The sequence below is a fragment of the Lawsonibacter sp. genome, assembly GCF_022777125.1.
Lineage (GTDB): Bacteria > Bacillota > Clostridia > Oscillospirales > Oscillospiraceae > Lawsonibacter_A > Lawsonibacter_A hominis.
In genome coordinates this window covers 1-25,639 of record NZ_JALFGV010000134.1, presented here as the reverse complement: position 1 = coordinate 25,639, position 25,639 = coordinate 1, and the positions used below count along the sequence as shown (strand labels likewise).

Annotated in this window: 27 protein-coding genes; 1 reads left to right on the top strand and 26 read right to left on the bottom strand. The window is 62.5% G+C overall.

Annotated elements, in window-relative coordinates:
• Positions 1–21: 21 nt before the first annotated feature.
• The 6 genes from MR825_RS10930 to MR825_RS10905 are packed head-to-tail and all read right to left on the bottom strand — an operon-like array spanning position 22 to position 6,121.
• Positions 22–1,449, bottom strand: coding sequence for a DUF1116 domain-containing protein (locus MR825_RS10930; RefSeq protein ID WP_186906538.1), 1,428 nt, complete (start codon positions 1,447–1,449; stop codon positions 22–24).
• A gap of 15 nt (positions 1,450–1,464) precedes the next feature.
• Positions 1,465–3,021 (bottom strand): acyl-CoA synthetase FdrA, encoded by a 1,557-nt coding sequence (fdrA, locus tag MR825_RS10925; RefSeq protein ID WP_243204655.1) that lies wholly within the window; start codon positions 3,019–3,021, stop codon positions 1,465–1,467.
• A complete protein-coding gene (locus MR825_RS10920) occupies positions 3,014–3,871 on the bottom strand; it encodes an oxamate carbamoyltransferase subunit AllH family protein (RefSeq protein ID WP_256174928.1) in 858 nt (285 codons plus the stop codon). Before MR825_RS10920 ends, fdrA begins: the two co-directional genes overlap by 8 nt.
• Before the next feature lie 4 nt (positions 3,872–3,875).
• Complete coding sequence (locus MR825_RS10915; protein WP_186906541.1) at positions 3,876–4,220, bottom strand: Zn-ribbon domain-containing OB-fold protein; 345 nt, start codon at positions 4,218–4,220, stop codon at positions 3,876–3,878.
• 14 nt (positions 4,221–4,234) lie between these two features.
• Positions 4,235–5,431, bottom strand: a complete 1,197-nt coding sequence (locus MR825_RS10910) for a thiolase family protein (RefSeq protein ID WP_186906542.1) — start codon at positions 5,429–5,431, stop codon at positions 4,235–4,237.
• A 30-nt stretch (positions 5,432–5,461) separates the two neighbouring features.
• On the bottom strand, positions 5,462–6,121 hold the full coding sequence (locus MR825_RS10905; protein ID WP_186906543.1) for a hypothetical protein: 660 nt from the start codon (positions 6,119–6,121) through the stop codon (positions 5,462–5,464).
• A gap of 204 nt (positions 6,122–6,325) precedes the next feature.
• Between MR825_RS10905 and MR825_RS10900 the strand changes: the two genes are divergently transcribed.
• On the top strand, positions 6,326–7,942 hold the full coding sequence (locus MR825_RS10900) for a PucR family transcriptional regulator (protein ID WP_186906544.1): 1,617 nt from the start codon (positions 6,326–6,328) through the stop codon (positions 7,940–7,942).
• 54 nt (positions 7,943–7,996) lie between these two features.
• Here the strand turns inward: MR825_RS10900 and MR825_RS10895 are convergent, their stop codons facing one another.
• The 20 genes from MR825_RS10895 to MR825_RS10800 all read right to left on the bottom strand — a co-directional run bounded on the left by MR825_RS10895 (position 7,997) and on the right by MR825_RS10800 (position 25,511).
• Complete coding sequence (locus MR825_RS10895; RefSeq protein WP_256174930.1) at positions 7,997–9,118, bottom strand: aminotransferase class V-fold PLP-dependent enzyme; 1,122 nt, start codon at positions 9,116–9,118, stop codon at positions 7,997–7,999.
• Positions 9,115–9,369: a DUF3343 domain-containing protein gene (locus MR825_RS10890; RefSeq protein ID WP_186906546.1), complete on the bottom strand. Its 255-nt coding sequence runs from the start codon at positions 9,367–9,369 to the stop codon at positions 9,115–9,117. Before MR825_RS10890 ends, MR825_RS10895 begins: the two co-directional genes overlap by 4 nt.
• Positions 9,370–9,609: 240 nt before the next feature.
• Entirely contained in the window at positions 9,610–10,083 is a 474-nt protein-coding gene (ispF, locus tag MR825_RS10885) for a 2-C-methyl-D-erythritol 2,4-cyclodiphosphate synthase (protein WP_186906547.1), read from the bottom strand.
• Positions 10,080–10,814, bottom strand: a complete 735-nt coding sequence (gene ispD, locus MR825_RS10880) for a 2-C-methyl-D-erythritol 4-phosphate cytidylyltransferase (protein WP_256174931.1) — start codon at positions 10,812–10,814, stop codon at positions 10,080–10,082. Before ispD ends, ispF begins: the two co-directional genes overlap by 4 nt.
• 81 nt (positions 10,815–10,895) lie before the next feature.
• Positions 10,896–11,372, bottom strand: a complete 477-nt coding sequence (locus tag MR825_RS10875) for a CarD family transcriptional regulator (protein WP_186906549.1) — start codon at positions 11,370–11,372, stop codon at positions 10,896–10,898.
• A 180-nt stretch (positions 11,373–11,552) separates the two neighbouring features.
• The gene (locus tag MR825_RS10870) at positions 11,553–13,568 is read right to left on the bottom strand and encodes a bifunctional 4-hydroxy-3-methylbut-2-enyl diphosphate reductase/30S ribosomal protein S1 (protein ID WP_186906550.1); all 2,016 of its coding nucleotides are present in this window, start codon (positions 13,566–13,568) and stop codon (positions 11,553–11,555) included.
• A complete protein-coding gene (locus MR825_RS10865; RefSeq protein WP_186906551.1) occupies positions 13,565–14,161 on the bottom strand; it encodes a lysophospholipid acyltransferase family protein in 597 nt (198 codons plus the stop codon). Before MR825_RS10865 ends, MR825_RS10870 begins: the two co-directional genes overlap by 4 nt.
• Positions 14,158–14,835 carry a (d)CMP kinase gene (cmk, locus tag MR825_RS10860; RefSeq protein ID WP_186906552.1) on the bottom strand — a complete coding sequence of 226 codons (678 nt, stop codon included), beginning with the start codon at positions 14,833–14,835 and terminating at the stop codon, positions 14,158–14,160. Before cmk ends, MR825_RS10865 begins: the two co-directional genes overlap by 4 nt.
• A complete protein-coding gene (locus MR825_RS10855) occupies positions 14,832–16,079 on the bottom strand; it encodes an NAD(P)/FAD-dependent oxidoreductase (protein WP_256174933.1) in 1,248 nt (415 codons plus the stop codon). Before MR825_RS10855 ends, cmk begins: the two co-directional genes overlap by 4 nt.
• Positions 16,076–16,945 carry a MurR/RpiR family transcriptional regulator gene (locus MR825_RS10850; RefSeq protein WP_186906554.1) on the bottom strand — a complete coding sequence of 290 codons (870 nt, stop codon included), beginning with the start codon at positions 16,943–16,945 and terminating at the stop codon, positions 16,076–16,078. The genes MR825_RS10855 and MR825_RS10850 overlap by 4 nt, the downstream gene beginning before the upstream one ends.
• 106 nt (positions 16,946–17,051) lie before the next feature.
• Positions 17,052–17,759, bottom strand: coding sequence for a pseudouridine synthase (locus MR825_RS10845; protein WP_186906555.1), 708 nt, complete (start codon positions 17,757–17,759; stop codon positions 17,052–17,054).
• A gap of 63 nt (positions 17,760–17,822) precedes the next feature.
• Positions 17,823–18,923: a D-alanyl-D-alanine carboxypeptidase family protein gene (locus tag MR825_RS10840; protein WP_287880719.1), complete on the bottom strand. Its 1,101-nt coding sequence runs from the start codon at positions 18,921–18,923 to the stop codon at positions 17,823–17,825.
• 40 nt (positions 18,924–18,963) lie between these two features.
• Complete coding sequence (gene ytfJ / locus MR825_RS10835; protein WP_186906557.1) at positions 18,964–19,371, bottom strand: GerW family sporulation protein; 408 nt, start codon at positions 19,369–19,371, stop codon at positions 18,964–18,966.
• Between the two features lie 164 nt (positions 19,372–19,535).
• On the bottom strand, positions 19,536–20,165 hold the full coding sequence (locus tag MR825_RS10830) for a DUF2953 domain-containing protein (protein ID WP_186906558.1): 630 nt from the start codon (positions 20,163–20,165) through the stop codon (positions 19,536–19,538).
• Between the two features lie 5 nt (positions 20,166–20,170).
• Positions 20,171–20,833: an SMC-Scp complex subunit ScpB gene (gene scpB / locus MR825_RS10825; RefSeq protein WP_186906559.1), complete on the bottom strand. Its 663-nt coding sequence runs from the start codon at positions 20,831–20,833 to the stop codon at positions 20,171–20,173.
• A 110-nt stretch (positions 20,834–20,943) separates the two neighbouring features.
• On the bottom strand, positions 20,944–21,750 hold the full coding sequence (locus MR825_RS10820; RefSeq protein ID WP_352408458.1) for a segregation and condensation protein A: 807 nt from the start codon (positions 21,748–21,750) through the stop codon (positions 20,944–20,946).
• A gap of 1 nt (position 21,751) precedes the next feature.
• Positions 21,752–22,462 (bottom strand): site-2 protease family protein, encoded by a 711-nt coding sequence (locus tag MR825_RS10815; protein ID WP_287880716.1) that lies wholly within the window; start codon positions 22,460–22,462, stop codon positions 21,752–21,754.
• Positions 22,463–22,464: 2 nt separating this feature from the next.
• On the bottom strand, positions 22,465–23,163 hold the full coding sequence (locus tag MR825_RS10810; protein ID WP_186906561.1) for a tyrosine-protein phosphatase: 699 nt from the start codon (positions 23,161–23,163) through the stop codon (positions 22,465–22,467).
• A 152-nt stretch (positions 23,164–23,315) separates the two neighbouring features.
• The gene (gene glmS, locus MR825_RS10805; protein WP_186906562.1) at positions 23,316–25,157 is read right to left on the bottom strand and encodes a glutamine--fructose-6-phosphate transaminase (isomerizing); all 1,842 of its coding nucleotides are present in this window, start codon (positions 25,155–25,157) and stop codon (positions 23,316–23,318) included.
• A gap of 87 nt (positions 25,158–25,244) precedes the next feature.
• Positions 25,245–25,511: a YlmC/YmxH family sporulation protein gene (locus MR825_RS10800; protein ID WP_186906563.1), complete on the bottom strand. Its 267-nt coding sequence runs from the start codon at positions 25,509–25,511 to the stop codon at positions 25,245–25,247.
• Positions 25,512–25,639: the final 128 nt, after the last annotated feature.

The following is a 25,639-nucleotide window of genomic DNA, read 5'->3' as shown; positions in this document are numbered from 1 at the left end:
GCCGGTACTGTTTCCTGCGTACTATTCGCACCAGGCCTGCGCGCAGGCCTCAATGGCCTTGCGGAAGCACTCCGCCGGCGGGTGCACCAATCCCGCGCCCACCTGTCCCACGCCGTAGTCCTTGTGGGCGATGCCAGTGTTGATGATGGGCCGGATGCCGGTCTCCACGACCTTCAGAAGGTCGATACCGGTGGCGCTGCCCCGGAAATCCAGGGAGGGGATCTTGTAGGCGCTGCCCTCCCCCACCGTGATCTCATACATCTGGGTGGAGTAGTTGATGGCGTCCTGCACCTGGCCGCCCACAAACTGGACGATGGCCGGGGCCGCCGCCATGCAGAAGCCGCCGATCCCCGCCGTCTCGGTGATGCAGCTGTCCCCCAGATCCGGATTGGCGTCCGCATCGTCAAATCCGGGGAAGTACAGCCCCTTGACCATCTCCGCCGGAGCGGTGAACCACGCTTCCGGCCCAAGGCCCGCGATGCGGATACCGAAGTCGGTCCCGTTGCGGCACATGGTGGCCACCACAGTGGAGCAGGGCACGTCAAAGACCGGGTCCATGGTGCACTTGCAGGCGGGCATCGACAGGTTCAGGAACGTGTGGTCATTGTTGTTCAGGAAGGCCAGCGCCTCCATCTGCCGCTCTCTGGGGAAATCCGTGCCCAGCACGTCCGGAAGGATCGCTCGGAGAAACAGGGATGTGCCCGCCTTGTTGCGGTTATGGGCCTCGTCCCCCATCTGGAGCGCTTGGGCGATCATGACCTTCATATCAACTTCGCCATGGCGCTCCAGCGCCGCCTTCAGTACGGGATAGTACTCGTCCCGCATGCGCCTGAGCCGGTCGAAGACCTCTTGGTCGCAGGCGCCGAAGCGCAGGACCTTGCCCAGGCCCTCGTTCATCGTGCAGTAGGCGTGGTTGCCGAAGGTCTTGTTCACGAGATGCCACACCGGCATGGAATAGGTCACCACGCCCGCCATAGGCCCTACGGCGCTGTGGTGGTGGCAGGGAGCGAAGGTGATCCTTCCGCTGGCGGCCAGGGCCTCCGCTTCCTCCAGGTCCTTGGCCAGCCCCTCGTAGATCAGACCGCCCATCACCGCACCCCGGACGGGACCGCACATACGCTGCCAGGTGACCGGAGGCCCGGCGTGGAGGATGGTGGTCGGGGTCATACCGGGGATCGCCTCCCCGGCGGTGGACATCCCCACCAGCACCGGCTGGGCCGCCAGAATGCGCCGCAGCGCCTCCTGGTTGGCCGCGGCGATCGTCTCGCTCAGCGGCGCCTGGCGCAGTTTGCGCAGGCAGGCGGCGATCTTCTTGTCCCCGCCGGCAACCGGCTTCCAGTCTACGTGGACGGCGCTTTTGCCCTGTTTGATCAAGTCCTGGTAAAAAGACTCGATTCCGAAATTCACCACCGAAAGCTTGCGTTCAAACAACTGGTTGACTTTGCTCATCTCTTCCTCCCCCCTCTACAGATGCGCCAGGATGCGCTGGGTGAAGCGAGTGGCCTGGGCATTGGAGGGCAGAACGATGGCGCCCGCGTTGGCCAGCTTCATCCGGGAGCCGGACAGGCTCTGGGGGTCTGCTTCCGTACCGCAGACCGAGGCCACTACCGCCAGATAACGCCCCTCCTGGGCCGCCAGCGCCTTGGCGCTGCGGATGGCCTCAGACAAATCCTGCGCCGGGTCCTCATGAGAGCCGTAACCGATGACGCAGTCCACCAGTACCACCGCCGCCGCCGGGTCCGCCGCCTCCGTGACCACGCGTTCCGCCCGCAGGGAGGGATCGATCATGGGGTGCGGCCGTCCCACGGTAAACGCATCGTCCCCGAAGTCCAGGAAGGTGTGCTCCCGGCTTTCGCCGCCGCGGGCGTCCGCCAGCCGGTCCTCCGGCTTCAGCGGGATATTGGAGTAAATATGGCCCAGCGAGGCGATCATCAGCTTCATCGCCTCATCACAGAGCGTACCGCCGGTGTAAAGGCCCCGGACATACTTCTGGCCCGGCGCCATTTTGGCCGCCTCGGCCGCCGCCAGCTCTTCCGCTTTCAGCTGGCCCATGGCAAAGCCGGTGAAGTCTTCCGGCGTCTCGTCCCGGGCCAGCGCGGCGGCTTTGTGGGCCGCGTCTTCCAGGGAGACGGCGGCGTACAGGCCCCGTCTTTCGATCTCCGAGGCTTCGCCGCCGATAAAGCATACCACGGTGGGCTTGCCGCCCGCCGCCGCCTGATCCAGGATCTTTGCGGCGATCTCCGGCGCGGGGGGCTTGGAGACCAGCGTGATCACCTTTGTCTTCGGATCGTGGATCAGCGCATCCAGTCCAAGCCTCATCATGATGCCGCCGATTTCCTGCTTCAGGTCCCGCCCGCCGGTGCCCAGCAGCTGCGAAATGCCGCAGCCCAGCTGATCGATGATGCAGGAGACCTCCTGCGCGCCGGTACCCGAAGCGCACACCATACCGATGTCGCCGCTCTTTACCACATTGGCGAAGGCAAGGGGCGTGTTGTTGACGATGGCGGTACCGCAGTCGGGACCCATGACCAGCAGCTCCCGGGATGCGGCAAACTCCTTGAGGTCCTTTTCCTCTTCCATGGTCACGTTGTCGGAGAAGAGCATCACGTTGATCTCGTGCTCCAGGCAGCTGCGCGCCACCTCGTAGGCGTACTTGCCGGGCACCGAGATGACCGCCATGTTCAGCCCGCTCTCCAGCTTGAGCGCACCCTCCAGGGTGGGCGGAAAGTAATCCGTCTTGCGTTTGTCGGCCTTTTTGTTGAGCAGCTCATCCACCTTTGCCACTACGGCGCTGAAAGCGTCTTCGCTCTCACAGCTGGCCGCCACGAAAAAGTCGTTGGCGGTGACCGCGTCGAAACCCTCCCCCGCCAGGCCGATATTTGCCGCGATCTCGCGGTTCAGATCCGTCCCCATGCCCACCAGCGCCTCGGTGACGCCGGGCAGCTTTTTCACATCCTTGGAGATGATCATCAGGGTGACGGAATCGTAATACGCGTTTTTCCGTACCTCTAGCTTAATCAATGCGTATCCCTCCAATGGCACAGGCATCCAGGACGCCAAAATAGATTCCGGTGAGGAAATCATAGCCGGAACTGCTGCCGAAGCTGGCCACCCGCAGCAGCCAGGTATGCAGCGCCCGGCGCTCACCGCCCCGGCGCAGGCAGCCGATCAGGCCGAGCGCGTCCTCCGAAAAATGCCCCTCCCCCGCCCGCAGGAGCAGGGCTGCGCTGATATCGTTGGTGCCCCGGGCCGCAGCGGCAGCGATTGCCTCCGCCATACCGGCCCACGCGCCTCCAGACGGCAGCAGCGCCAGATAGCCGCAGATCAGATCGTCCGATGAGGGGGTCAGCCCCGGCCCGCACCCCGCCATCCGGCGGGCCGCCCGGGCGGCGGTCTCGGTCTCCCCCGCCCGCACCGCCCGGCGCAGCGTCTCCAACCGGGGCGCCAGCAACCCGGCATAGAGGCCGTCGCTCCGCCCCAGGGCCAGCCGGGCCAGGCCTTCCTCCGGCGCCGCCGCCAAAAACTGCCGGACCATCCGTGCTCCCTCCGCGCCAGGCGCCGGCCCGGGCGTCAGATGCAGGTCCACCGCGCGGCTGGCTCCGAAGGACACCGCAACCGCCCCATCCACGGCGATCCCCCTGGAGCCGAGCGACAGCACGCCCGGCTCCAGGACCGTGTAATCCATCTCCTCTTCCAATCGGACCGCATAGGGCTGCAGGCATTTGCGCGGCGAAAGCAGGGTGACCAGGCCCAGCGGGGTATCCAGGTTGGCCGCCTCCCGAAAACGAGAGTGGAGCCGCGCAGGAAAGCACTGTCCCTCCAGGGCTGTCCGCAGCGCCGCACAGATCCGCTCTGCCTGTACTGTAGTCACGTCCTCAGGGTTTCTGGAAGATAAAGCCGTAATAGTCCTTCCCGACGCCCTCCTTGACGACCCCCACGGTGGAAATCAGGTCCATGCCGATCTCCGGACGCTCGTCAAAGCCGAGCTGACCGGTGGCGGTGACGCCGTTGTCGAACTGCACGATGCCGAAATTGAGCCATGCCTTCATGTACCCCTCCGGCAGGTTGAACACCCGGGTCCAGGTCAATAGCTTACAGTGGCCCTCCAAAGGCTCCTGCGTGAAGGAGCGGCCGTCGCATTCGGGATTCTGGCACACGGCATAGCGCGGATGATGCAGCTTGCCGCACTTGTCGCACCGATACGCATACATTTCTTGCATTCCGGTCCCCTCCTTTACTTCGTTGTGACGATGGTGGCGACGACGTTGTTGCCGAAGCCGCCGAAGTTGACCGCAAGGCCGGTCCTGGCGCCCTCGACCTGGCGTCCCTCGGCCTCGCCCCGGACCTGACGGACCAGCTCCACCACCTGGGACACGCCGGTGGCGCCCAGCGGATGGCCCTTGGCCTTCAGGCCGCCGGAGGTATTGATCGGGATCCTCCCGCCGATCTCGGTCTCGCCCCGGCGGACCGCCAGGTGGGCCTCGCCCTTGGGAAACAGTCCGCACTCCTCGCTCTCGGCCAGTTCCAGGATGAGGAAGGCGTCGTGCAGCTCCGCGCAGTCGATGTCCTCGGGTCCCATCCCCGCCATCTGATAGGCGCGCTCGGCGGCGGTGCGCACCGCCAGCAGCTCGGTGGGATCGGCGCGGTCTGCCACATAGTGGGTGTCGGTGGCGGAGGCGATGCCGGCGATGCGGGCAAAGGTCTTATGACCGAAGCCCAGCTCCTCCTGCTTATCCTTGGCCACCAGCAGCACGGCGGCGGCGCCGTCGGAGACGGGGCACATATCGAACTGGCGCAGGGGATCGGCCACCATGGGGCTGGTGGCGTCTACGTACCGGGGGTCGCTGATGCGCTCCAGCTTTACCTTACGCTGGATATGGGCGCAGGGGTTATGGGTGGCGTTGTCGTGATTTTTCACCGAGATGCGGGCGAGATCCTCGCTGGTCTCGCCGTACTTCTCAAAGCGCAGGCGGGTGAACATGCCTGCGAAGGAGGGCAGGGTCAGCCCGTAGGGGTACTCGCCCGTGGGGTGGAGCATGGTGGCCACGAAATCGGTGGCCTCCCAGCCGGATACCACCCGCATCTGCTCGCCGCCGACCACCAGCACGCAGTCGCACACGCCGGAGGCGATGGCCATATACCCCAGCTTGATGGCAGAGGCCCCCGAGGCCGGACCGTTCTCAATGCACTCGGCCATGGCGGGCCGGATATTCAGGGTGTCCACCAGGGCGGAGGCCGAGCCGCTGATCCGGTTGAGCATCCCGGCGCCCATGGAGGCCACGAATACCTGGTCGATCACGTTGTCCTTGCCGGTCTTGGCGCCGGCATCGTCCATGGCCTGGAGGGCGGCCTGAGTGATCAGCTCCAGAAACGTGCCCTCCCACTTGCCGAATTTTGTGTGGCCTACGCCGACGATTCCTACCTGCCGCATAACAGGCACCATCCTTTCACATCGCGTCGGTCAAACGCTGATTTTCGCAGGCTTACGCAGAATCTTATTGGCCTCGATCACATCCTCGAAGGCGGGCCGGATACCGGTGCACTTGGCGCCCTTGTGCTTCTCCCACAGCTGTTTGGTCAGCACATAGGTGGGCACGCCGCCCAGTTCATGGGGGCACTCGGGACGGGACTCCAGTTCATACTCGATCATCCAGCGCTTGAAGCCGTTGGGGCTCTCCGCCACGATCCAGACCTCGTCCTGATCCATCACGTCCAGGTGATACTCCATCTTGGCCGCGAACAGGTGCGCGCCGACCCGGGCTCCCCGCTTCAGCGTGATGGTGTGGTAGCTCATGCCGATCTTGTCGTTGACCAGGCGCCCGTTGACGATGCCGGCGATCTCTCCGTCCACCGCGCCTACGAACACATACTCATCCTGCACCCGGTAGCGCAGCATGCCCAGCAGCTCCGCATAGATGCGGGAGGCGACGATGTCATAAAAATCCTTGGGCTGTTTCATCAGCGGCTCAATGGTCTCCATCAGCAGAGGGATCTCATCCCAGGTGGCCTCCCGCACCAGCATGTCTTCTCCGCTGGTCAGAGGGATCACCTTTGCCTCATAAGGTTTGAGCCCGATCGTGGGGGGACGCAACTGAGCTTCCATTTTGTCGATGATCGCCATGCTTATTCCTCCTTTTATTTATTCGATGTGACATTGCCGCATTCTTTGCTGTAATCCGCGGATTTCTTGTCTACATTACACATTATATCTTTTGGCCTTCTTATTTTATATGTTGACTATCGACAAACATTCTTATATACTATTGTCGAGATGATTTTCCCATTAAATGTAATATAATGTTAATTGTCAACAGGAGGTGTCCTAATGGAACGCAGCAGTATTTCGCTTTCTTATTACCCCTGCCTTTCCGAACTGCTCACGCTGCCCGTTTTCCGGGGCAGCCGCCTGCTGGGCTGTCAAACCGGGCTGGAGCGGGTCGTGACCGGCGTCAACCTGAGCGACACGCCGGAATACTACAAGTGGCTCTGTGCCGGAGAGCTGATGGTCACCACCTGCTACTCCATTCATGACGATCCCGCCGCCCTGGCCCAGTTTATCCCTACCCTGGCCGCCGGCGGGATGTCCGGCCTCTGCGTCAAGCCCGGGCAGTATCTGGGCCAGGTGCCCCAGACGATGGTGAATCAGGCCGAGATGCTGGGCCTGCCTCTGGTGGCTCTGCCGGAGGACGTGCGCTTCTCCGATATCACCAAGGCGGTTTCCGACGAACTGCTTCGCCGGCAGACCGCTCTGCTCCACAGCACCATCACCGTCAATGAAATGCTCACCCGCACCATCGTCGAGGGGGCGGGACTGGAGGAAATCGCCCGGATGGTCACAGATTTGACGGGCTGCAGCGTACTCATCCTGGACTGCATCAACGACCGGCGCGCCCTTTCTCTTACGGAGGCCGACGCAGTCCGGTTCGCCGGGCTGGCCTGGGACGCCCAATCCAGCGCCATTATTGCCGGAGCGCGGATGTATGTGCTGGAGGTGGGCGGACACTCCTTCGGATTTTTGTACATATACGACATGGAGCATCCCATCGAGGAGCAAAATGCGGATATCCTCTCCCGTGTGCTCCAGACCATCCCGCTGGAGATCGCCCGGGAGCGTACTGTGCGGGAGAGCGGCGATCAGTTGTTCGACGACTTCATCCTCCACCTTCTCTCGGACCGTATTACCAACGAAGCCCGCGAGTTGACCCGCGCCAAAAGCTATGGCATGGATCTTGCGGAAAATCATCTGATCGTCCGTGCCCGCCTGACGGAATCGCAGGGCGCCGGAAATCCGTACGCCGGCGTGTTCCAGCGCACCCTGCTGGCGAATGAGGTCCACTCCACGCTGACCAACCTGGGCTTGTCCGTCCGCCGGGTACGCAGCGGAGAGGAACACCTGCTCATCCTCAGCAGCCCGCTGGACGATCACGGCTTTTCCGCTCTGGCAAGCCGCTTTCCGCCCCTCGTGGAGCAGATGAACCGAGGATACGACGCGCTGAACATCACCGCCGGATGCGGACGCCCCCATACCGGCGTGGCCGGGCTGATTCAGAGCGACCAGGAAGCGCGCGTGGCGCTCCGGGCTTCTGCCGCCAAGGGCGGGGGCCTCACCTGCCTCGATGATCTTGGATTGCTGCGGCTGATCTATGCCAGCGACCCGGATCAGGAGGTGCATGATTACATCCAGGAGACGCTGGGCAGGCTGCTGAGCGCCGGCCCGCCCCGCAGTACGGAACTGATGAACACACTGGAGAGCTACTTCCGGAACTTCGGCAATCTGCGCCGCATGTCGGAAGAGCTTTACACCCATTACAACACCGTGGTCTACCGGCTTAAGAGCATCCAGGAGATCACCGGGCTGGACCTGCACGTGCCCAGCGACCGCTTCCGTCTGGAGCTGACCCTCTATCTCTACGAAAACGGCTGGTATCATCAGACAACGTGAAAAAGATCGTAAGAGAGGCCCGGGAGACCCTAAGCGGGGTCTCCCGGGCCTCTCTTACGCGCCCCTGCGCAGCGCGGCGACCTCGCGGACGAACTGGTCTACCTCTCTGCGGGTGCTGAAGCTGGAAAAGCTGGCCCGAATGGTCCCGGTTTCAAAGGTCCCGGCCGACTGGTGGGCCAGCGGGGCGCAGTGCAGCCCGGCGCGGACCGCCACGCCGCGGGCGCCCAGGGCGTCCCCTACCGCCTCACAGTCCATTCCGTCCAGCTGAAAGGAGAGCACGCCCGCCTGCCGGACCCTGTCGGCGGCGGTATACACCATCACGCCCGGTATCTCCGACAGCCCGCGGGCGGCCAGGCAGGTCATGGCCCGTTCGTGTGCCAGAATGCTCCCGGTCCCCCGCTCCTTCACATAGCGCAGGCCCTCCAGCAGCCCGGCCACGCCGGGAATATTATGAGTGCCGGCCTCCAGACGGTCCGGCAGAAAATCCGGCATCTCCTGGCAGGCGGAAGCGCTGCCGGTCCCGCCCTCCAGCAGGGGCCGCGTCTGGGCGGCGCACAGGAGCAGCCCGGTTCCCTGAGGCCCGTAGAGTCCCTTATGCCCGGGCATGGCGATGAAGGCCGCACCCAGTTCCGCAAGGGACACCGGCAGGCAGCCTGCGGATTGAGATGCGTCCAGAATCAAGGGAATCCCCCCTGCCCGGCACAGAGCCGCCATACGCTCCACCGGCAGGATATAACCAAAAACGTTGGAGACATGGTTGCAGATCACACAGGATACGCCCTTGAGCTGGCTGCGGAAGGACTCCATCAATTCCCCCGGCTCGAACAGCGGGCCGGACGCCACGCGTATGTCTGCTCCCAGTGCATGCAGCGGCCGGGTGACGGCATTGTGCTCATAACCGGAGATAAGCACGGTATCGCCCGGCTTGACCAGGGATTTGATGGCAATATTGAGGGCGTGGGTCGCATTGAAGGTGAAGACCACCTGCTCCGGTCCCTCTACCTGAAAAAGCTCCGCAGCGGCCTGCCGGCAGGCGAAGGCCGTGTCCGCCGCCAGCATGGCGGGCGCGTGTCCGCCCCGGCCCGGCGTGGCCATATGGCACATGGCATAAGAAGCCGCCCGCGGCACCGCGGGCGGCTTTTGCAGCGTGGTCGCGGCATTGTCCAGATAGATCATAGCAGCACCTCTTTATAGCTGCCGTCGCTGGCCATGATATAGATTCGCTTTGGGGTGAGCCCCACACGCCCCAGCGTCAGCAGCGCATCGGCCAGGCTGCGTTCCGAGACCTTCACCGCATGGCTGCATCCCTCCTGGTCGATCACCTTGGGCGCACGCAGGATGTGGGATGTGATGCCTGCCCGTTCCAAAGCGGCGTGGGTGCGCTGCGCATACGTCAGCGAGCGGCAGACGATCAGATAATAGACCATTGAATGACCATTCCTTTCCCGGTTGTTACCAAATGGCCTGTTGAGAGGAATGGACATTGCGGACAGGGCAACAGAAAAGCTCCTCTCGCGCTATCCTATGCGCAAGAGGAGCGTTTGGTCCGCATCGGCGGGCGTGCCTTGGCCCGGTCTTTTCCTGCTCTGTCGGACTCGGAGCCCGTATCGCAGGCATCGAACCCGCACAAACGGGCGCGCCTACATTCGGTCTAAGAAGACGGTCGCCTACAATTCCTCCAACAGGCACACCGCATGGGCCGCCATCCCTTCCCGTGCGCCGGTAAAGCCCAGGCCTTCTTCCGTCGTCGCCTTTACGTTGATCCGCCCGGCCGAGATATCCATATGCATCGCCAGATTCTCCCGCATCCGCTGGATATAGGGCGAGAGCCGTGGGCGCTGCGCCAGGATCGTGGCGTCCACATTGCTTACCCGGAGGCCGGCCTGCCGCAGCAAGTCCATCACCATATCCAGCAGCCGCAAGCTGCTGATCCCCTCATAGGCCGGGTCGGTATCCGGAAAGGCCTTCCCGATATCCCCAAGTCCTGCGGCGCCCAGCAGGGCGTCCATCACCGCATGGACCAGCACATCTGCGTCGGAATGGCCCAACAGGCCCTTTTCATAGGGGATATCCACCCCGCCCAGGATCAGCTTGCGGCCGTTTTCCAGCTTGTGCACGTCGTAACCGTGTCCGATTCTCATTGGCTTTCACTCCATTCGAAAAGTGCCTCCCCGATCGCCAGGTCCTCAGGGGTGGTGATCTTGATGTTCCGATAATCGCCCCGGGTCAGGGCAACCCCGACGCCCAGCCGTTCCACGGCAGAACAGTCGTCGGTGAGGGATGCCCCCTCTTCCAGAGCCTTCGTCAGCGCCGTCCGGATCAGGGCCGCCTCAAAGACCTGCGGCGTCTGCACAGCGTAGAGAGACGCCCGGTCCGGGGTCGCGGTGACAACGCCGTCCTTCGCCTGCTTGAGGGTATCCTTCACCGGCACCGCCGGCGCAGCCGCGCCGCATTCCCGGGCACGAAGAATGACCTGCTCCAGCACCGACTGGCTCACCAGAGGGCGGGCGCCGTCATGAACGGCAATGAGGGACGCGCCCTCCTCCGCCTCCCGTACCCCGGCCAGCACCGAAGCCGTCCGGGTATCGCCCCCCACGATGACCTTGCTCACCTTGGAAAAGGCATAGTCCCTGCACAGCTGCCCAACGGGTACGATCCGGTCTTCCCGTGTGACGATTACGATCTCCGTGATATAGGGGCAAAGCTCCAGCGCCCGAAGGGCATGGACCAGCACCGGCTGTTCCCCCAGGAGCAGCAGGAGCTTATCCTGTCCCTCCATCCGCGCGGAGCTGCCCGCTGCAGCCACCACCGCGGTACAGCGGAGCGGCTCGTCCTTCTTCCGGTGAAATAGGCGCCCCAACCAACCGGCCATACAGCGCTCCCTCCTTCACAAAAAAGGAGCCCACATGGCTCCTTTTTCTGCTTTGTCCATATTATGCGCGCAGAGGTCCGGTCATGTCAAGGCGGTATTGATCCGCGCCTCTACATCCTCATAACTGGCATTTTGCGAGAGCACGATCTCCGATATGAGGATCTGCTTGGCGGAATGAAGCATCTTTCGCTCTCCGGTCGAGAGGCCGCGCTCTCCGTCCCGGAGCATCAGGCCCTTGACCACCCGGGCCACCTCGATCAGATCGCCGCTCTTCAGCCGCAGCATATTTTCCCGATAGCGCCGGTTCCAGTTCTGGGTCATGTCCACCTCGATGTCGGGCATGGCGGCGATGACCTGATCGGCCTCATCCTTTTTGACCACCGGACGCACCCCGATCTCCGCACTGTTCGCGGTGGGGATCATGACCATCATGCCGCCCACCGGCAGCTTGAGGATATAGTAATCCCGAACCACGCCGTTGATCTTCTTCTGCACGATGCTGTCGATGACACCAGCACCATGCATCGGATGAACGATCTTATCGCCTACCTGAAACATGATCCCACCTCCCAATGCGGAACATTCCGAACTGTAATCGCTTCTCTTTTCTGCCTGAACAAAACTAATTATATCCGTTTTCACAACCTTTTGCAAGTAAATTTCCCGTATAAAAAAAGAAAAGGGAAAAAGGGCGCCGTTTCCGGCCGGAAACGGCGCCCTTTTTCATGCAAGAAATAATTACTCTTCGTTGAAGTCGGCTGCGACCTCGGTACCCTCGCTGTCGGAGGAAGCCACCACGGCGTCCTCGCCCTCCGCCGCGCCGGCGCTCTGGGTGCGCTGGGCATCCTCCAGCAGGGCGCGGATGGACAGGGAGACCTTCTTGTGGTCGTAGTCAATATCCGTGATCTTCACATCCACCATCTGGCCCTCGGACAGAACGTCGCCAGGCTTGTCGATGCGGTGGTCCGCGATCTGGGAGATGTGAATCAGGCCGTCCACGCCGGGAACGATCTCGGCGAAGGCTCCGAACGTCATCAGCTTGACCACACGGACATTGGCGGTGTCGCCGATGTTATACTTGCCGGTAAACACAGACCAGGGATCTTGGCCGCGGTCCTTCATCCCCAGAGAGATCTTCTTCTTCTCCGGGTCAAAGGAGATGACATACACCTCAACGCTGTCGCCTACGGAGACCACCTCGGAGGGGTGCTTGATGCGGGACCAGGACAGCTCGGAGATATGGACCATGCCGTCCACGCCGCCGATGTCCACGAAAGCGCCGTAGGAGGTCAGGCTCTTAACGGTGCCGCTGTAGCGCTTGCCCTCTTCAATGTTGTTCCACACCTCGGCAGCCTTGGCGGCGCGCTCCTCGGCCTCGACGGCACGGATGGAGCCCACCACGCGGCGGCGGGCGCGGTTGACCTCGGTGATGCGCAGGCGCACCTTCTTCTTGAGCAGCTCGGACATGGCGGCATCCCGGGGCAGACCGGTCTGGGACGCGGGGATGAAGACCCGCACGCCCTTGATGTTGACGACAACGCCGCCCTTGTTTTCCTCGGTTACCACACCCTCGACGGTGGTGTGCTCCTCCCGGGCCTGCTCGATGTCGTCCCAGCTCTTCACGGTGTCAAGGCGCTTCTTGGACAGGGTGACAACGCCCTCCTGGTCGTTGACGCGCATGACATAGGTTTCGATCTCGTCGCCGACCTTTACCAGGTCCTCGACCTTTACAGTGGGATCATCGGTCAGCTCGGACACCGGTATGTAACCGGCATGCTTGGTGCCAAGATCCACATAGATCTCCGTGGGTGCAATCCCAGTGACAACGCCCGTAACCTTCTCCCCTGTATTTAAAGTTTTGATCGACTTCTCCAGCATTTCAGCGAAGGATTCCTCGATCTCAAAGTTTTCGTCGCTCATTTTGTCATAGACCTCCTTTATAATCCACCCAGGCGTGGACGCGCCCGCAGTGATTCCAATAGAAGCCTTCCGACACAGGTTGGAAGGTTCCAGCTCCGCCGCACGTTCGATCCAAACCGTATCCGGGCAGAGCGCCGCGCATAATTCCCACAGCCGTTTGGTATTGGAGCTGTCCCGCCCGCCGATGACGATCATAGCCCCACAGCGGGCGGCCAGCGCCTGCGCCTCAGACTGCCGTTTATACGTAGCATTACATATTGTATCAAAAATTTTTAAGTTTGTACACTGTTTTTTTGCTTTTTCTACGCTCAAATCCCAAATCATCTGCGTGGAGGTGGTCTGAGAGACCATCGTGAGCGGAAGCGACTTCCGCTCCGGACCTTCCTGCAGCCATTGCTCCAGCTCCTGCGCCCCCTCCAGTACCACAGGGTGTCCGCACCAGCCGGCAATGGCCTGCACTTCCGGATGCGCGCGCATACCGATGATAAGCACCTGCCGCCCTTCCGCTTCGGCCCGGGCCACCAGATGATGGATGCGCGCGACGTTGGGGCAGGTGGCGTCGATCACGCGGCAGCCCCGTGCCGCCAGCGCCTGATGGACCGGCCTTCCCTCCCCATGGGAACGGATGATGACCGCCGCGCCCTCCGGGACCTGTTCGGGCGTCTCCGCCAGCGCTACCCCCTGGGCCTTCAGGCGCTCGATCACGCTGCCGTTGTGGATCACAGGCCCCAGCATCACACAGCGGCAGCCCGAACGGGCCGCCTGCTCCGCCATCTCGACCGCCCGGCGCACCCCGTAGCAAAATCCGGCGGAGCGGGCCAGCTCCAGCTTCATCGCCCCGCCAGAGGCTTCAGCGCCTCGATGCGCCGCATCAGGTCTTCCGCGATGGCGCGATACTCCTCCGCAGTGCCTTTCCGTCCGGCCACCTTGGGATAATAGGGCTGCCCAAAAACGACGGGATTCAACCGGAACCATTTCTTTTCCGCCGGCATGTAAATGGGAACGATGGGTACCCCGGTGCGTACCGCCAGCATGGCCGCTCCGGTCTTGGCGTCTCCAAACTCCCCGTCCTGATGACGGGTCCCCTCGGGGAACATGAGCAGCTTCTCCCCCGCCTTCAGGTACTTCATGGCGGTTTTGATGGCCGCTACATCGGACTGTCCCCGTTTGACGCCGAAGATCCCGCCGTGCTTCAGGATCCAGCCCAGGACGGGCCAATGCATGACCTCCTCCTTGGCCATCACATGAATCTGGTTGGGCCATCCCATGGCATAGGCCACAAAAAGCGGGTCGCTCATACGGGTGTGATTGGCACAGTAAAGCGCCCCGCCCTTCGGCAGATTCTGCTTCTGGATCGCTTTGGTGGGCTTGAGTAGGCGAAACACCGGCCAAATCACAAGATAGGCCAGGATATAGACGATATTCATGCCTGTAAACGCTCCTTAATGGTCTGCAAAAGCACCTGGAAGCTCTCCTCCAGGGTATTCCCGGTAGTATCCACCAGCAGGGCGTCCTCCGCCTGCCGCAGCGGAGCCGCCGCACGGCGGGTGTCGTTTTCGTCCCGCTTTCGAATATCGCGGAGCACCGTCTCATAATCGGTCTCCTGTCCCCGCTGCTGCAGCTCGGCAAACCTGCGCCGGGCCCGGTCCTGGGCCGAGGCGGTGAGAAACAGCTTCACGTCGGCCCCGGGCAGCACCACCGTGCCGATGTCCCGTCCGTCCATGATCACATCGCCGCGCCGGGCCAGTTCCCGCTGGCGCTCCAGCAAAAACGCGCGCACCGCGGGGATGGCGGATACGTCGGAGGCGTAACGTGAAATCTCATGGCGGCGGATCTCCCGGGTGACGTCCTCGCCGTCCAGATACATATGCTGCACACCGTCCTGCTCATACCGCAGATCGATCTCCATTCCGTCCAACAGCGCGGTCACCGCCCGGGCGTCGGTAGGCTCCACGCCCTTCCGGAACGCGCACAGCCCGACGGTGCGGTAGATCGCCCCGGTATCCACATAGAGATAGCCCAATTCCTGCGCCAGCATCCGGGCCAGGGTGGACTTCCCCGCCCCGGAGGGCCCGTCGATGGCGATACTGTGATAATTCATGCGTCTTCCCCCTGGCAGTATTGAGCGGCGCCCTCTCCGGCGGCATGGCCGGTGGACCAGGCGATCTGGAGGTTGAAGCCGCCCGTATAAGCGTCCACATCCAGCACCTCGCCGGCAAAAAAGACACCCGGCAGGCGTTTGGAGGCCATGGTCCCCGGGTCGACCTCTGCGGTCTTCACGCCGCCGGAGGTGACGATGGCCTCTGCGATGGGGCGCGGCCCCCGGATTTCCACCTGCAGCCCCTTCATGGTTTCCAGCAGCCGCCGGCGTTCCGCTTTCGTAATGGAATGGACCTTACGGTCCGCCGGGATTCCGGAGCGCTCGGCCAGGACCGGCGCCATCAGGCGGGGCGCCAGATGCTCCAGCACATTGTGGAGATCCCGGTTTGCATTCTCCTCAAATTCCCGCAGCAGGCGGCGGTCCAGCGTCTCCTCCTCCAGGGCCGGTTTGAGATCGATGCGAATGGTGTAATGTTCGCGCTCAAAGTCCCGCATGTGGGCGCTGGCGCTGAGGATCAGCGGTCCGGACAGGCCGAAATGGGTAAATAAAAGTTCGCCCTGAGCGGCATAGACCGTCTTTTTCCCACTGTTTTTTACCTGCACTCCCACATTGCGAAGCGAGAGCCCCTGCATCCGGGCGCAGAGATCCCCCTCTGCCTCCAGCGGGACCAGAGAGGGCCTGGGCGGCAGCAGGGTATGCCCCAGCGCACGGGCCAGCTCGTATCCGTCTCCGGTCGAGCCGGTCAGCGGATAGGATACGCCTCCCGTGGCGATGACAACGGCTCTGCAGGGATAGTCTGCGTGCGCTCCCTTTACCCCGGCGAGTGCGCCCGCCTCCAGCAAAAGCCCGCAGGCCCGGTCCTGCACGATCGCCACGCGGGCCCGGCGCAGGGCGCGCAGCAGGGCGTCGATGATATCGGCGGCCTGATCGGAACAGGGAAATACCCGTCCCCCCCGCTCCGTCTTCAGCGGGACCCCCTCTCCCTCAAAAAACGCCTTCACCGACTCCGGCGGGAATCGGGTGACGGCGCTGGTCAGGAAACGGCTGTTATGGGGGACGTTCTGGAGCACCTGCGGGACGGCGCAGTCGTTGGTCACGTTGCAGCGGCCCTTGCCGGTGATATAAAGCTTGCGCCCCAGCTTCGGGTTGCGCTCCAGCAGGGTCACACGGGCGCCCCGGCGGGCGGCGGCAAGGGCGGCCATACATCCGGCCGCCCCGCCGCCGATCACGATGATGTCAGTCAATTCTGCTCTTCAACCTTTTCATAGACTTCATATTCGTCCCAGATCTGCTCCAGAGTCTCGAAGGTATGGGACAAATCGTCGTTCTTTTTCCTTCCGATGGCCACGATCAGCGCGTTGACCAAGCTGAGGGGGGCCACCAGAGAGTCCACAAAGGAAGCCATATCGCTCTTGGCCAGCAGCGTCAGGGTCGCGATGGGCGCCAGCGGGGACGCCTCGCTGTCGGTCAGGGCGAGCACGGCCGCGCCCCGGTCATGGGCAAACTGCATGGCCTTGACCGTGCGGCGGGAATAACGGGGAAAGCTGATGCCGACGATCACATCCTGAGGCCCAATGCGCAGGAGCTGTTCGAACACCTCGCTGGTGGAGGTCGCATGGACGACCGTGACATTATCAAAGATCAGGTTAAAATAGAAGCCCAAAAAGCTTGCAATGGCGGCGGCGGAACGCACGCCCAGAATGTAGATGTGGCGGGCGGAGACGATGGCGTCCACCGCCTGATCGAACTGCGCCCGGTCGGTCTCCTCCAGCGTGAGGTGAATCTTCTCGATATCCGACTGCATGACCATGGACAGGATGTCCTGATTGCCGATACGATCGTTGGAGACCTCGATGCGCTGCACGGAAGTGAGCTTGCTGCGGATCATCTCCTGCAGGGCCTTCTGCATGGCGGGATATCCGTCGTAGCCCAGCTCCGCGGCAAAGCGCACCACCGTGGACTCGCTGACGCACACCGTTTTGCCCAGCTTGCTGGCCGTCATGAAGGCTGCCTTGTCGTAAGACTCCAGGATGAAATTTGCAATGAGCTTCTGTCCCTTGGAAAAGGTGCTCATATTCGTTTGGATCAGGGATAAGATATCTTTTGTCATGCTGTCCGACCTCCCGGTACTCTGCCCGCCCTTGGAACAGAAATGCGTTTCAAATTATATGATAGCGGGAAACGGGACAAAATGCAATCCTTTTTTGCAAGTTGTTTCACTTTTCCTGCAAAAGTGCAATTTCTTCTCCGGTCAGCCGCCGCCAGCGGCCGCTGGGGAGCGCGCCCAGCGCCAGCGCGCCCTCCCGGACCCGCACCAGGCGCTTCACCGTTAGCCCGGCCGCATCGCACATACGCCGGACCTGACGGTTTTTCCCCTCGTGGATCACCACGGACAAAACGTCTCCCCGGGGCGTCTGCTCCAGCAGCGTCACCCTTGCAGGACGAAGGGGAACGCCGTCCAGAGACATGGGGCCGCGCAGAACGGGCAGCCCCGCCGCCGTATCCCCGTTTACCCATACCCGGTATTCCTTTTCCACCTCATGGCTGGGATGGGTCAGCCTATGGGTCAGCGCCCCGTCGTCGGTCATCAGCAGCAGGCCCTCGGAGTCCAGGTCCAGCCGCCCCACGGGCCACACCCGCGCCCCGCAGGAGCGCACCAGCTCCGCTACGGTCCGTCTCCCCTTCTCGTCGGAGAGGGTGGTCACGTATCCCCGCGGCTTGTGAAGCATCAGATAGGTGCGCGCCTGAGGCCGCGTCAGGCTCCGTCCGTCCAGTCGGATATCGTCCCGCTCCGGGTCGGCCTTGTCCCCCACCCGGGCAGGCATTCCGTTGACGGTCACCCGGCCGGCGGAGAGATAGCACTCTGCCGTCCGGCGGGAGGCCGCCCCGCAGGCGGATAAAATTTTTTGCAGGCGTTCCTCCATGGCCCGTTCCTTTCTATGTAAAGGCCCCTTCTTCCGCGAAATGGAGCCTTTGAATCCGAACGCTCACCTTCCGAACCAATCCCACAGCCGTTTTATCAGACCGGCCGGACCCGAGCGGTCGTCCCGGACGTCCCGGCTGTAGCACAGCGGGAGGTCTCCCACCAGTTCGCCGCCCAGATAAACGCGCAGGCGGCCGGCCTCCGCACTGGCGGTCACCGGGGCCTGCACCTGCTGCGGCAGCTGGAGCTCCGTCCGGAGTTCCTCTCCCCTGGCCAGCGGATAGGCCAGGCCCTCGGCCGCCTGCACCGATACCAGGCGGCATAAACTGCCCTGTACCGGAAGACTGCCGCAGATCTGCCCCGCCTGTACCAGGACCTGTCTGGAATAAGCGGTAAAGCCGTAGTCCAGCAGAGCCGCATGGTCGTTCCAGTCGTCCGGATCGTTGAGGGTGACTGCAATGAGCTGCCGCCCATTCCGCTCCGCGCTGGAGACCAGGGTGCGCCCCGCCTTTTCTGTGTAGCCGGTCTTCATCCCGGTACAGCCTTCGTAGCGCCAAAGCAGCCGGTTGTGGTTGGTGAGGCTCCGCCCCCCGATGGTAATGGTGCGGGTGCTCACGATCCGGGCCAGCGGTTCCGACGCCAGCACCGCCCGCGCCAGAAGCGCCATGTCGGCAGCCGAGGAATAGTGCCCTGCCTCGTTCAGGCCGCTGGGATTGGTAAAATGCGTGTGTTCCATTCCCAGCGCGACGGCTTTGTCGTTCATCCAGCCCACGAAGGTCTCCGTATCTCCCCCGCAGAAGCCCGCCACCGCCAGAGCCGCGTCGTTGCCCGAATGAAGCAGCAGGCCGTAGAGCAGCGCTTCCATCGTAATCTGTTCTCCGGCACTCAGGTAGAGCGAGGAGCCTTCCGCCCCCGTCCATTCCGGCTTGATGGTCACCACCCGCCCCAGCTCCGGCTGGGCCTGGACCGCCACCAGGGCGGTCATCAGCTTGGTAATACTGGCAATGAGCCGCTCCTCGTCCGGGTTCTTGGCGTAAAGTACGCGCCCGCTCTCGCCGTCCACCAGGATGGCGGCGGAGGCCGACACGCAGGGCGCCGCCTCCGCCGCCCGGGCGGGTGGGCACAGCAGGAGCAGGGACAGCAGGAGCGGCAGGATCCGTTTCAAAAAGCATCACCTCGAACAAGCGATGCCGTCAGTATATGCCTCAGAAGGACTCTTTATCCCCCTTGTCCTGCTGCTTCTCAAGGAAGCCGGTGACCTTGTCGATCACGTCGGGCACCATCTCCACCACCCGGTCCACCGTGCTGGCCGGCGGCGGCGCCACGGGCAGGAGCTTGACCGTATCCCCCTTCACGATCAGGAAGGCCACAGGAGACAGGTTCATGCCCGCCCCGCCGCCGCCGCCGAAGGCGTTGTCCTCTTCCGGCTTCTGGTTTTTGGTCGTAAAGTCGCTGCCGCCGGAGGCAAAGCCCACGCTGAGCTTGGAGACGGGGATGATCGTGACCCCATCCGCCTGAATGGGCTGGCCGATGATGGTGTTTACGTCCGCGATCTCGCGGATCTTCTGCATGGTGGTGGTCATCAAATCTCCGATGGGATGCTGCTTTTCCATGTTTAACCGCCTCTTTCTGTATTGGTTGAAGTTTTTCACAGGCCGCGCCGCAGCGGGCCGCCTGCGGCTCTTTGCCGGGCGCTTGCCCCGCAGCTTTATGGGGAACGCCGGAAGCGCATTCCGTATTCCGGACGTTCCGCGCCTTCTTCTGACGCAAACGGTCCTCAGGAATCGCTCTTGGCGAGGGGCGCGGCGCCGGTCTTATGTTCCGCCTTATATTCTGCGAACAGGCGCAAAAACCGCACCGTCAGTCGTATCCCCATGTGCAGCGCCGTTCCGATGCTCAGGGTGAGCTGCGCAAACAGCACAACGGTGGGGCGCTGCGCCTGAAAGTCCACCCTTGTACGGATACACCGTTGCTGCACATTGAAATTTTGCTCGATCAGAGGCCAAATCATACCGAGGAATGCGTTTGCTCCGCCGAACGCCATGGCCGCCGCCGCCGGGTCCGCCGCCGCCACCGTCAGATCCAGCCGGAGCACGTCGATGCGGATCTTGCGCTTCATGCGCCCCGCGGCCTCCGCAATCAGCGGCAAGAATTTTTTCACCAGAGCCACTGAGCCTCCCTTTGGGGCCGGTTCCTTGGCTGCGGCGCCGTTCTTTTTTCTTTTTTTTCGCGCGGACCCGGCTTTTGTCCCGTTTCCTCTGCGGGGGAAGACCGTAAGCAGGAAGGGGCCCGTCTTGACACGGACCGTCACGCCGGAGGCGGCGTACTCCACCTGCGCCCCCAATCGAACGAAGGACAGCAGTACCAGTACCAGCAGAACGATTCCCAGTATGAACAGCGCCTTCACCGGTCTTACGCCTCCTCCTCCGCCCGTGCCAGCACCTGAGCCGCCTGGGCCAGCTCTTCTTCCGTGGTCTCTGTCTGGGCGGCATTTTCCGCCCGGCCGGCCCGCAGCCGCTCCACCGCCGCCTGCATCTCCAGGGTAATCTGCCCGTCCTCCGGGCCGGCGTTGGGCAGCTCGGGCAGCTCCTCCAGGCTGGACAGTCCGAAGCAGCGCAGGAAATTCTGGGTGGTGCGGTACTGAATGGGCCGTCCCGGCACTGCCAGACGGCCGCATTCCTCGATCAGCTCCCGCTCCAACAGCAGTCCCACCGTGTAGGAGCTATCCACGCCGCGCACCTGGTCCACATAAGCCCGCGTAGCGGGCTGGTAATAGGCGATGACGGCAAGCACCTCCAGCGCAGGCTGGGACAGGCGGGCGGGCTTGCGGCTCTCAAAGGCCCGGCGGATGGGAGCTGCAAACTCCGGCGCGGAACAGAGCTGATAGCTGTTCTCCATCCGCAGCAGGCGGATGCCCCGGCGCTCATAGCTGTAGTAGTCGGCCAGGCGCTTGCACACGGCGTCCGCCGTGGCCTTGTCGATCTCCAGCGCCAGGCAGATGCGTTCCACGCCCACCGGCTCCCCGGCGGCAAAGAGGATGCCCTCAATGGCCGATTCGATCTCCTTCAATTCCATATCTTACCCCCGATCCGGCGTGTTCGATACGCTTTTTTCCTTCAAAATCACGGATTCCACACGCTCTGCGCTCTAAAAACAGCGGAAGCTCTTTTTCATGAAGATTCGGATCAAAGATCAGTGGAAACTTCCAACGTCCGGTCGGCCTCCCCGTCGATACAGGTAACCGTACAGTCGGACGCTGTGCCCGCCAGGCGCAGCCGCCTGGCCCGGCACAGCTCCAGCACGGCAATAAAGGTGGCCACGATCTCCGAACGGCTGCGGTTGCCCTGGAACAAGGTCCGAAAACGGGTCACGCCGAACTGGACCAGCCGCCGGAGGATCTCTCCGGCCTTATCGGCCACCGGATAGGGCTCCCGGCCCACGATGCCCTCGAAGGCCGCCATGGGAGGCGGCATCTTATGGTCTACCCGCTCCAGCACCGCCGTCATCGCCCGCAGGAGATCATCCTTCTGGTGGACGTAGCGGTAGCTTTTGTCCGCCGGTATAGGCTCGGGCACCTTGGCAATATAATCCCGGCCGATGGCGTAGCGGTCGGACAGCTCCGGGATGACCGCCTTGATCCGTGCAAAATTCTCGTGGCGCTGGTGCTCCTCCAGCGAGGCGATGAGCTGTTCCATCTCGCTCAGGGCCTCCTCGTCGTGGATGGACAGGAGCATCCTGGTCTTGATGAAAACCAGATGGGCCGCCATGGTGACGAATTCGCTGGCCACCTCCAGATCCAGCTCCTTGCGCTGGTCCATCCACGCCAGATACTGGTCCAGAATGAGGGAGATCTGGATATCCTTGATCTCCATCTTATTTTTGGAGAGCAGATGCAGGATCAGATCCAGCGGGCCGTTGAAGTCCTCCAGATCCTCGTCCCTGGCCCGGACCACCTTTTCCAGATGAAAAATCGGCGTTTCGATGGGGCTCACCTCATAACAGATTCAAAATCACAGATGCATTCCGGCTGACCAGCAGCCAGTCCAGCGACATGCCCGTGGCCGAACAGAACAGCTGGAGCACATGCGTCATCAGGAAGGACAGCGGCGTATCGAACACGCCGGAGACGACCAGCAGGATCATCACGATCATCACATAGCGCTCATAACGCAGGATGGTGTGGTAGATCCGGTCGGGCAGCAGGGCAAACAGGATCTTCGAGCCGTCCAGCGGGGAGATGGGGATCAGGTTAAAAAGCCCCATGCCTGTGCCCAGAAGCGCCAGATTGGACAAAACGCACAGTCCCAGCAGGCTGGCGTGGTTCAGCGGAGCAAAGCGATAGATCAGGGCGCTTCCCCCCACCGCAGCGAAGGCCAGCAGAAAATTGCAGGCGGGCCCCGCCAGGGCGGTGAGCGCCATGCCGCGTTTGGGGTGTTTAAAGTAACGCATGTCCACCGGAACCGGCTTTGCCCACCCCACCCGGGCCACCACCATCATGATCAGTCCTACCGGGTCCAGGTGCTTTATCGGGTTGAGGGTGAGCCGTCCGGCGTTTTTCGCGGTGGGGTCCCCCAGGCGCCAGGCCGCAACGCCGTGGGAGAGCTCGTGGAGGGTGATGTTCAGCAGGGCCGCCGCCACGCTGATCAGAAGAGTCGCCAGTCCCCACCAGTCCATATTGCTGCGAAAATCTGAGAAAGCGCTCAAGCTCAGGCCCCCAATGTCAATTTTTCCTTCAGCCGCGCGAGTTCTCCGTCGGTCAGGTCCAGCCAGCGCAGATACTCCAGAACGGTGCCGTGCCGCGTCTCCAGCAGGGTCAGGCATTCCTCCAGATATTCCGGCCGGGAGCGGCCGATGAACGCCGCCGCCTCCGGGTGCTCCCGGCGGATGCGCCGGACCGTCTCCCGTATGTACAGCTCCGTCATCTGGTAGTCGGCCAACACATCGCTCCGCTCCACGCCGGCCAGGCTCAAAAGCAATGCGGCGATGCAGCCCGTGCGGTCTTTGCCCGCCGTACAGTGAAACAACACGCCCCCCTCGGCCTGTGCAATGAGCCGCAGGACCCTGGCGGGATTTTCCCTCCGTTCCAGCATCGCAAAATAGCCTCGCCCGATGTCGGACTCTTCGTTGGGCAGCTTCTCTCCGCCGACCATGGAAACGTGGTGATAAGCAAAACCGGGAATCCTGCTCAGCTCATCCGGCCTGCGCTCCAGCTCCCCATCGCTGCGCAGGTCGATAACGGTCCTTACGCCTCGTTCCAGCAGCCATCCGGCGTCCGCCTCCGACAGCCCCAGGGGATTGTCCCCCCGCAGCAGGCGGCCCCAGGCGGTATGTCCTCCGCCGGGCAGCGGATATCCTCCAAGATCCCGCAGATTCATCATATTCCCCAGAGGGATACGGCGCAGCATAGGCAATTCACTCCAACGATTGATACAGATCGTAGTATTATATCAAATTCCATTTCAAAACACAAGCGGCGGCCCGACGTCCCGGCAGGGCAGCATACGCTCGGAAACAGCCGCGGCCCCGGCGGAGTACACCGCCGGGGCCGCGCGTTTTTTTACTCCACCGTGACCGACTTAGCCAGATTCCGGGGCTTGTCGATGTCGCAGCCGCGCATCAGCGCCACGTAATAGGCAAACAGCTGCAGAGGCACTACCTCCAGGGAGGGCAGCAGCATGGGGTGGGTATCCGGGATCAGGATGGCATGGTCTACGGTCTTTTGAATCTCGTCGCCCCGGGATTGGGTCGTCAGTCCCAGTACGTCGGCGCCGCGGCTTTTGACCTCCACCACGTTGCTCATGGTCTTTTCAAACAGGGGACGGTACCCGGCCAAAGCCACCACCAGCGTACCCGGTTCGATGAGCGAGATCGTACCATGCTTCAATTCCCCGGCGGCGTAGGCCTCCGAATGGATGTAGGAAATCTCCTTCAGCTTCAGGGAACCTTCCAGTCCCACGGCATAGTCGATGTTCCGCCCGATGAAAAAGATGGACGGATGGTTGAAATACAGCGAGGCAAAGTACTGGATGTCCTCCCGGTTCTCCAAGATCGCCTCCAGCTTGGTCGGGATGAGCAGCAGCTCCTCCACAATAGCGTCGTAATCCGCCGCTCGGATGGTCTCCAGCGCCCTGGCACAGTACAGGCCGATCAGGTAGACCAACGCCAGCTGTGTGGAGTAGGCTTTCGTGGTGGCCACGGCGATCTCCGGTCCGGCCCAGGTGTAGAGCACGTCGTCGCTCTCCCGTGCAATGGTGGAGCCAACCACATTGACGATGGAAAGTACCCGCGCCCCGAGGCGCTTGGCCTCCCGCATGGCGGCCAGGGTATCGATGGTCTCGCCGGACTGGCTGATGACCAGGGCCAGGGTCTTATCCGTGACAATGGGATCGCAGTAGCGGAATTCCGAGGCCAGGGTGACCTCCACCGGCTTGCGCAGCAGCCGCTCCAGCGTGTACTTGGCCGTCATCCCCACATGGTAAGAGGAGCCGCAGGCAATAATGTAAAGCTTATCCACTTCACGCAGGTAGTCCGGCGTAAGGGACAAATCGTCCAAGACCACCCGCCCATCCTGGATACGTGGAAAGACCGTATCCCGGAAGGCTTTGGGCTGCTCCATGATCTCCTTGGCCATAAAGTGCTCGTAACCGCCCTTTTCGGCGGCGGAGATCTCCCAATCCACGTGGCAGCGCTCCTTCTCCACCGGCTGGAGCAGCGCGTCGTAGACCTGGATCCCGTCGGCGGTCAGAACCGCGATATCCCCGTCGTCCAGATAGGAGACCTCACGGGTGTATTTGATGACGGCGGTCACATCGGAAGCCAGAAAGTGGAACCCCTTGCCGTAGCCCAGGATCAGCGGGCTGTCCTTCCGGGCGGCGATCAGCTCGTCCGGCCGGTCGGCGCAGATGATGCCGAAGGCATAGGCGCCCTGGATGCGGTGGAGCACCTTGACCACCGCGCCCAGCAAATCGTCCTGGCCGTCCTTATAGTAGTATTCCAGAAGCTGCGCCACCACCTCCGTATCGGTCTCGGAGGCAAAGTGTACGCCCTGTGCCTGTAAAAACTCCTTGATCTCCACATAATTTTCGATAATACCGTTATGGACTACAGCGATCCGGCCGTCCTCACTGACATGGGGGTGGGAGTTCACGTCGGAAGGCTCCCCATGGGTGGCCCAACGGGTGTGACCCAGTCCCATATGGCCGTGGATGGTCTTGCCGCCGGCCACGATGTCGTCGAGCACCCGCAGGCGTCCCTTGGCCTTGACCACCTGCAGGCCCTCCTTCGCTCCATAGACTGCGATGCCCGCGGAGTCATAACCCCGATATTCCAGCCGGGCCAGACCGTCCAGCAGGATCGGAGCGGCCTCCTCCCTGCCGATAAAACCAACGATGCCGCACATAGGCGTATCCTCCTGTGGTATTTGGTATTGGAACCTCCACAGTATACCACGGGCGCTTTCGCGCCGCAATGGGGAAAGATGCAAATATTACCGCCTGCGCCCCGTTCCGGTCCGGACCTGTGCGGCCTCCACCAGGATGGTGTCCGCCCCAAAGCGCCGCACGGACGTCCAGGGAAACACCGTATCCTCCTCCCGGCCCAAAAGTCCGAACAGGCGCAGCCGCCCCGGCACCACCAGAGCAAGGACCTGCCCGCTGTCCAGATCCACTTCCACGTCCCCCACATAGCCGTAGCGGCTGCCGTCCTGTACGTTGATGATCTCCTTGTAGCGCAGCTCGGATATCCGGCATTCCATAACGCTCCCTCCCTATGGTTTCATTTTTATGCGGCCGGTGACGCATTCTATGCGGCTTACTATTTGGTAACTCACTTGTGCTTCCCGGATTTCGACGTTATAATCAAGCTTACCAACTTTTTCGGGAA

Excerpts from the sequence above, each read along its gene's own strand:
- MR825_RS10870 (WP_186906550.1), bottom strand. The coding sequence starts at position 13,568 with ATGAAGCTGGAGCTGGCCCGCTCCGCCGGATTTTGCTACGGGGTGCGC.
- MR825_RS10875 (WP_186906549.1), bottom strand. The coding sequence starts at position 11,372 with ATGTTTCAGGTAGGCGATAAGATCGTTCATCCGATGCATGGTGCTGGT.
- glmS (WP_186906562.1), bottom strand. The coding sequence starts at position 25,157 with ATGTGCGGCATCGTTGGTTTTATCGGCAGGGAGGAGGCCGCTCCGATC.
- ytfJ (WP_186906557.1), bottom strand. The coding sequence starts at position 19,371 with ATGGAAAAGCAGCATCCCATCGGAGATTTGATGACCACCACCATGCAG.
- MR825_RS10890 (WP_186906546.1), bottom strand. The coding sequence starts at position 9,369 with ATGGTCTATTATCTGATCGTCTGCCGCTCGCTGACGTATGCGCAGCGC.
- ispF (WP_186906547.1), bottom strand. The coding sequence starts at position 10,083 with ATGAGAATCGGACACGGTTACGACGTGCACAAGCTGGAAAACGGCCGC.
- MR825_RS10810 (WP_186906561.1), bottom strand. The coding sequence starts at position 23,163 with ATGCTGCGCCGTATCCCTCTGGGGAATATGATGAATCTGCGGGATCTT.
- MR825_RS10895 (WP_256174930.1), bottom strand. The coding sequence starts at position 9,118 with ATGATCTATCTGGACAATGCCGCGACCACGCTGCAAAAGCCGCCCGCG.
- MR825_RS10910 (WP_186906542.1), bottom strand. The coding sequence starts at position 5,431 with ATGCGGCAGGTAGGAATCGTCGGCGTAGGCCACACAAAATTCGGCAAG.
- scpB (WP_186906559.1), bottom strand. The coding sequence starts at position 20,833 with ATGGAATTGAAGGAGATCGAATCGGCCATTGAGGGCATCCTCTTTGCC.
- MR825_RS10905 (WP_186906543.1), bottom strand. The coding sequence starts at position 6,121 with ATGGCGATCATCGACAAAATGGAAGCTCAGTTGCGTCCCCCCACGATC.
- MR825_RS10915 (WP_186906541.1), bottom strand. The coding sequence starts at position 4,220 with ATGCAAGAAATGTATGCGTATCGGTGCGACAAGTGCGGCAAGCTGCAT.
- MR825_RS10930 (WP_186906538.1), bottom strand. The coding sequence starts at position 1,449 with ATGAGCAAAGTCAACCAGTTGTTTGAACGCAAGCTTTCGGTGGTGAAT.
- ispD (WP_256174931.1), bottom strand. The coding sequence starts at position 10,814 with ATGGCCGGTTGGTTGGGGCGCCTATTTCACCGGAAGAAGGACGAGCCG.
- MR825_RS10800 (WP_186906563.1), bottom strand. The coding sequence starts at position 25,511 with ATGGAATGCCGGATATCCGAGCTGCGCTACAAGGAGATCATCAACGTA.
- MR825_RS10900 (WP_186906544.1), top strand. The coding sequence starts at position 6,326 with ATGGAACGCAGCAGTATTTCGCTTTCTTATTACCCCTGCCTTTCCGAA.
- cmk (WP_186906552.1), bottom strand. The coding sequence starts at position 14,835 with ATGAATTATCACAGTATCGCCATCGACGGGCCCTCCGGGGCGGGGAAG.
- MR825_RS10865 (WP_186906551.1), bottom strand. The coding sequence starts at position 14,161 with ATGAATATCGTCTATATCCTGGCCTATCTTGTGATTTGGCCGGTGTTT.
- MR825_RS10845 (WP_186906555.1), bottom strand. The coding sequence starts at position 17,759 with ATGGAGGAACGCCTGCAAAAAATTTTATCCGCCTGCGGGGCGGCCTCC.
- MR825_RS10850 (WP_186906554.1), bottom strand. The coding sequence starts at position 16,945 with ATGACAAAAGATATCTTATCCCTGATCCAAACGAATATGAGCACCTTT.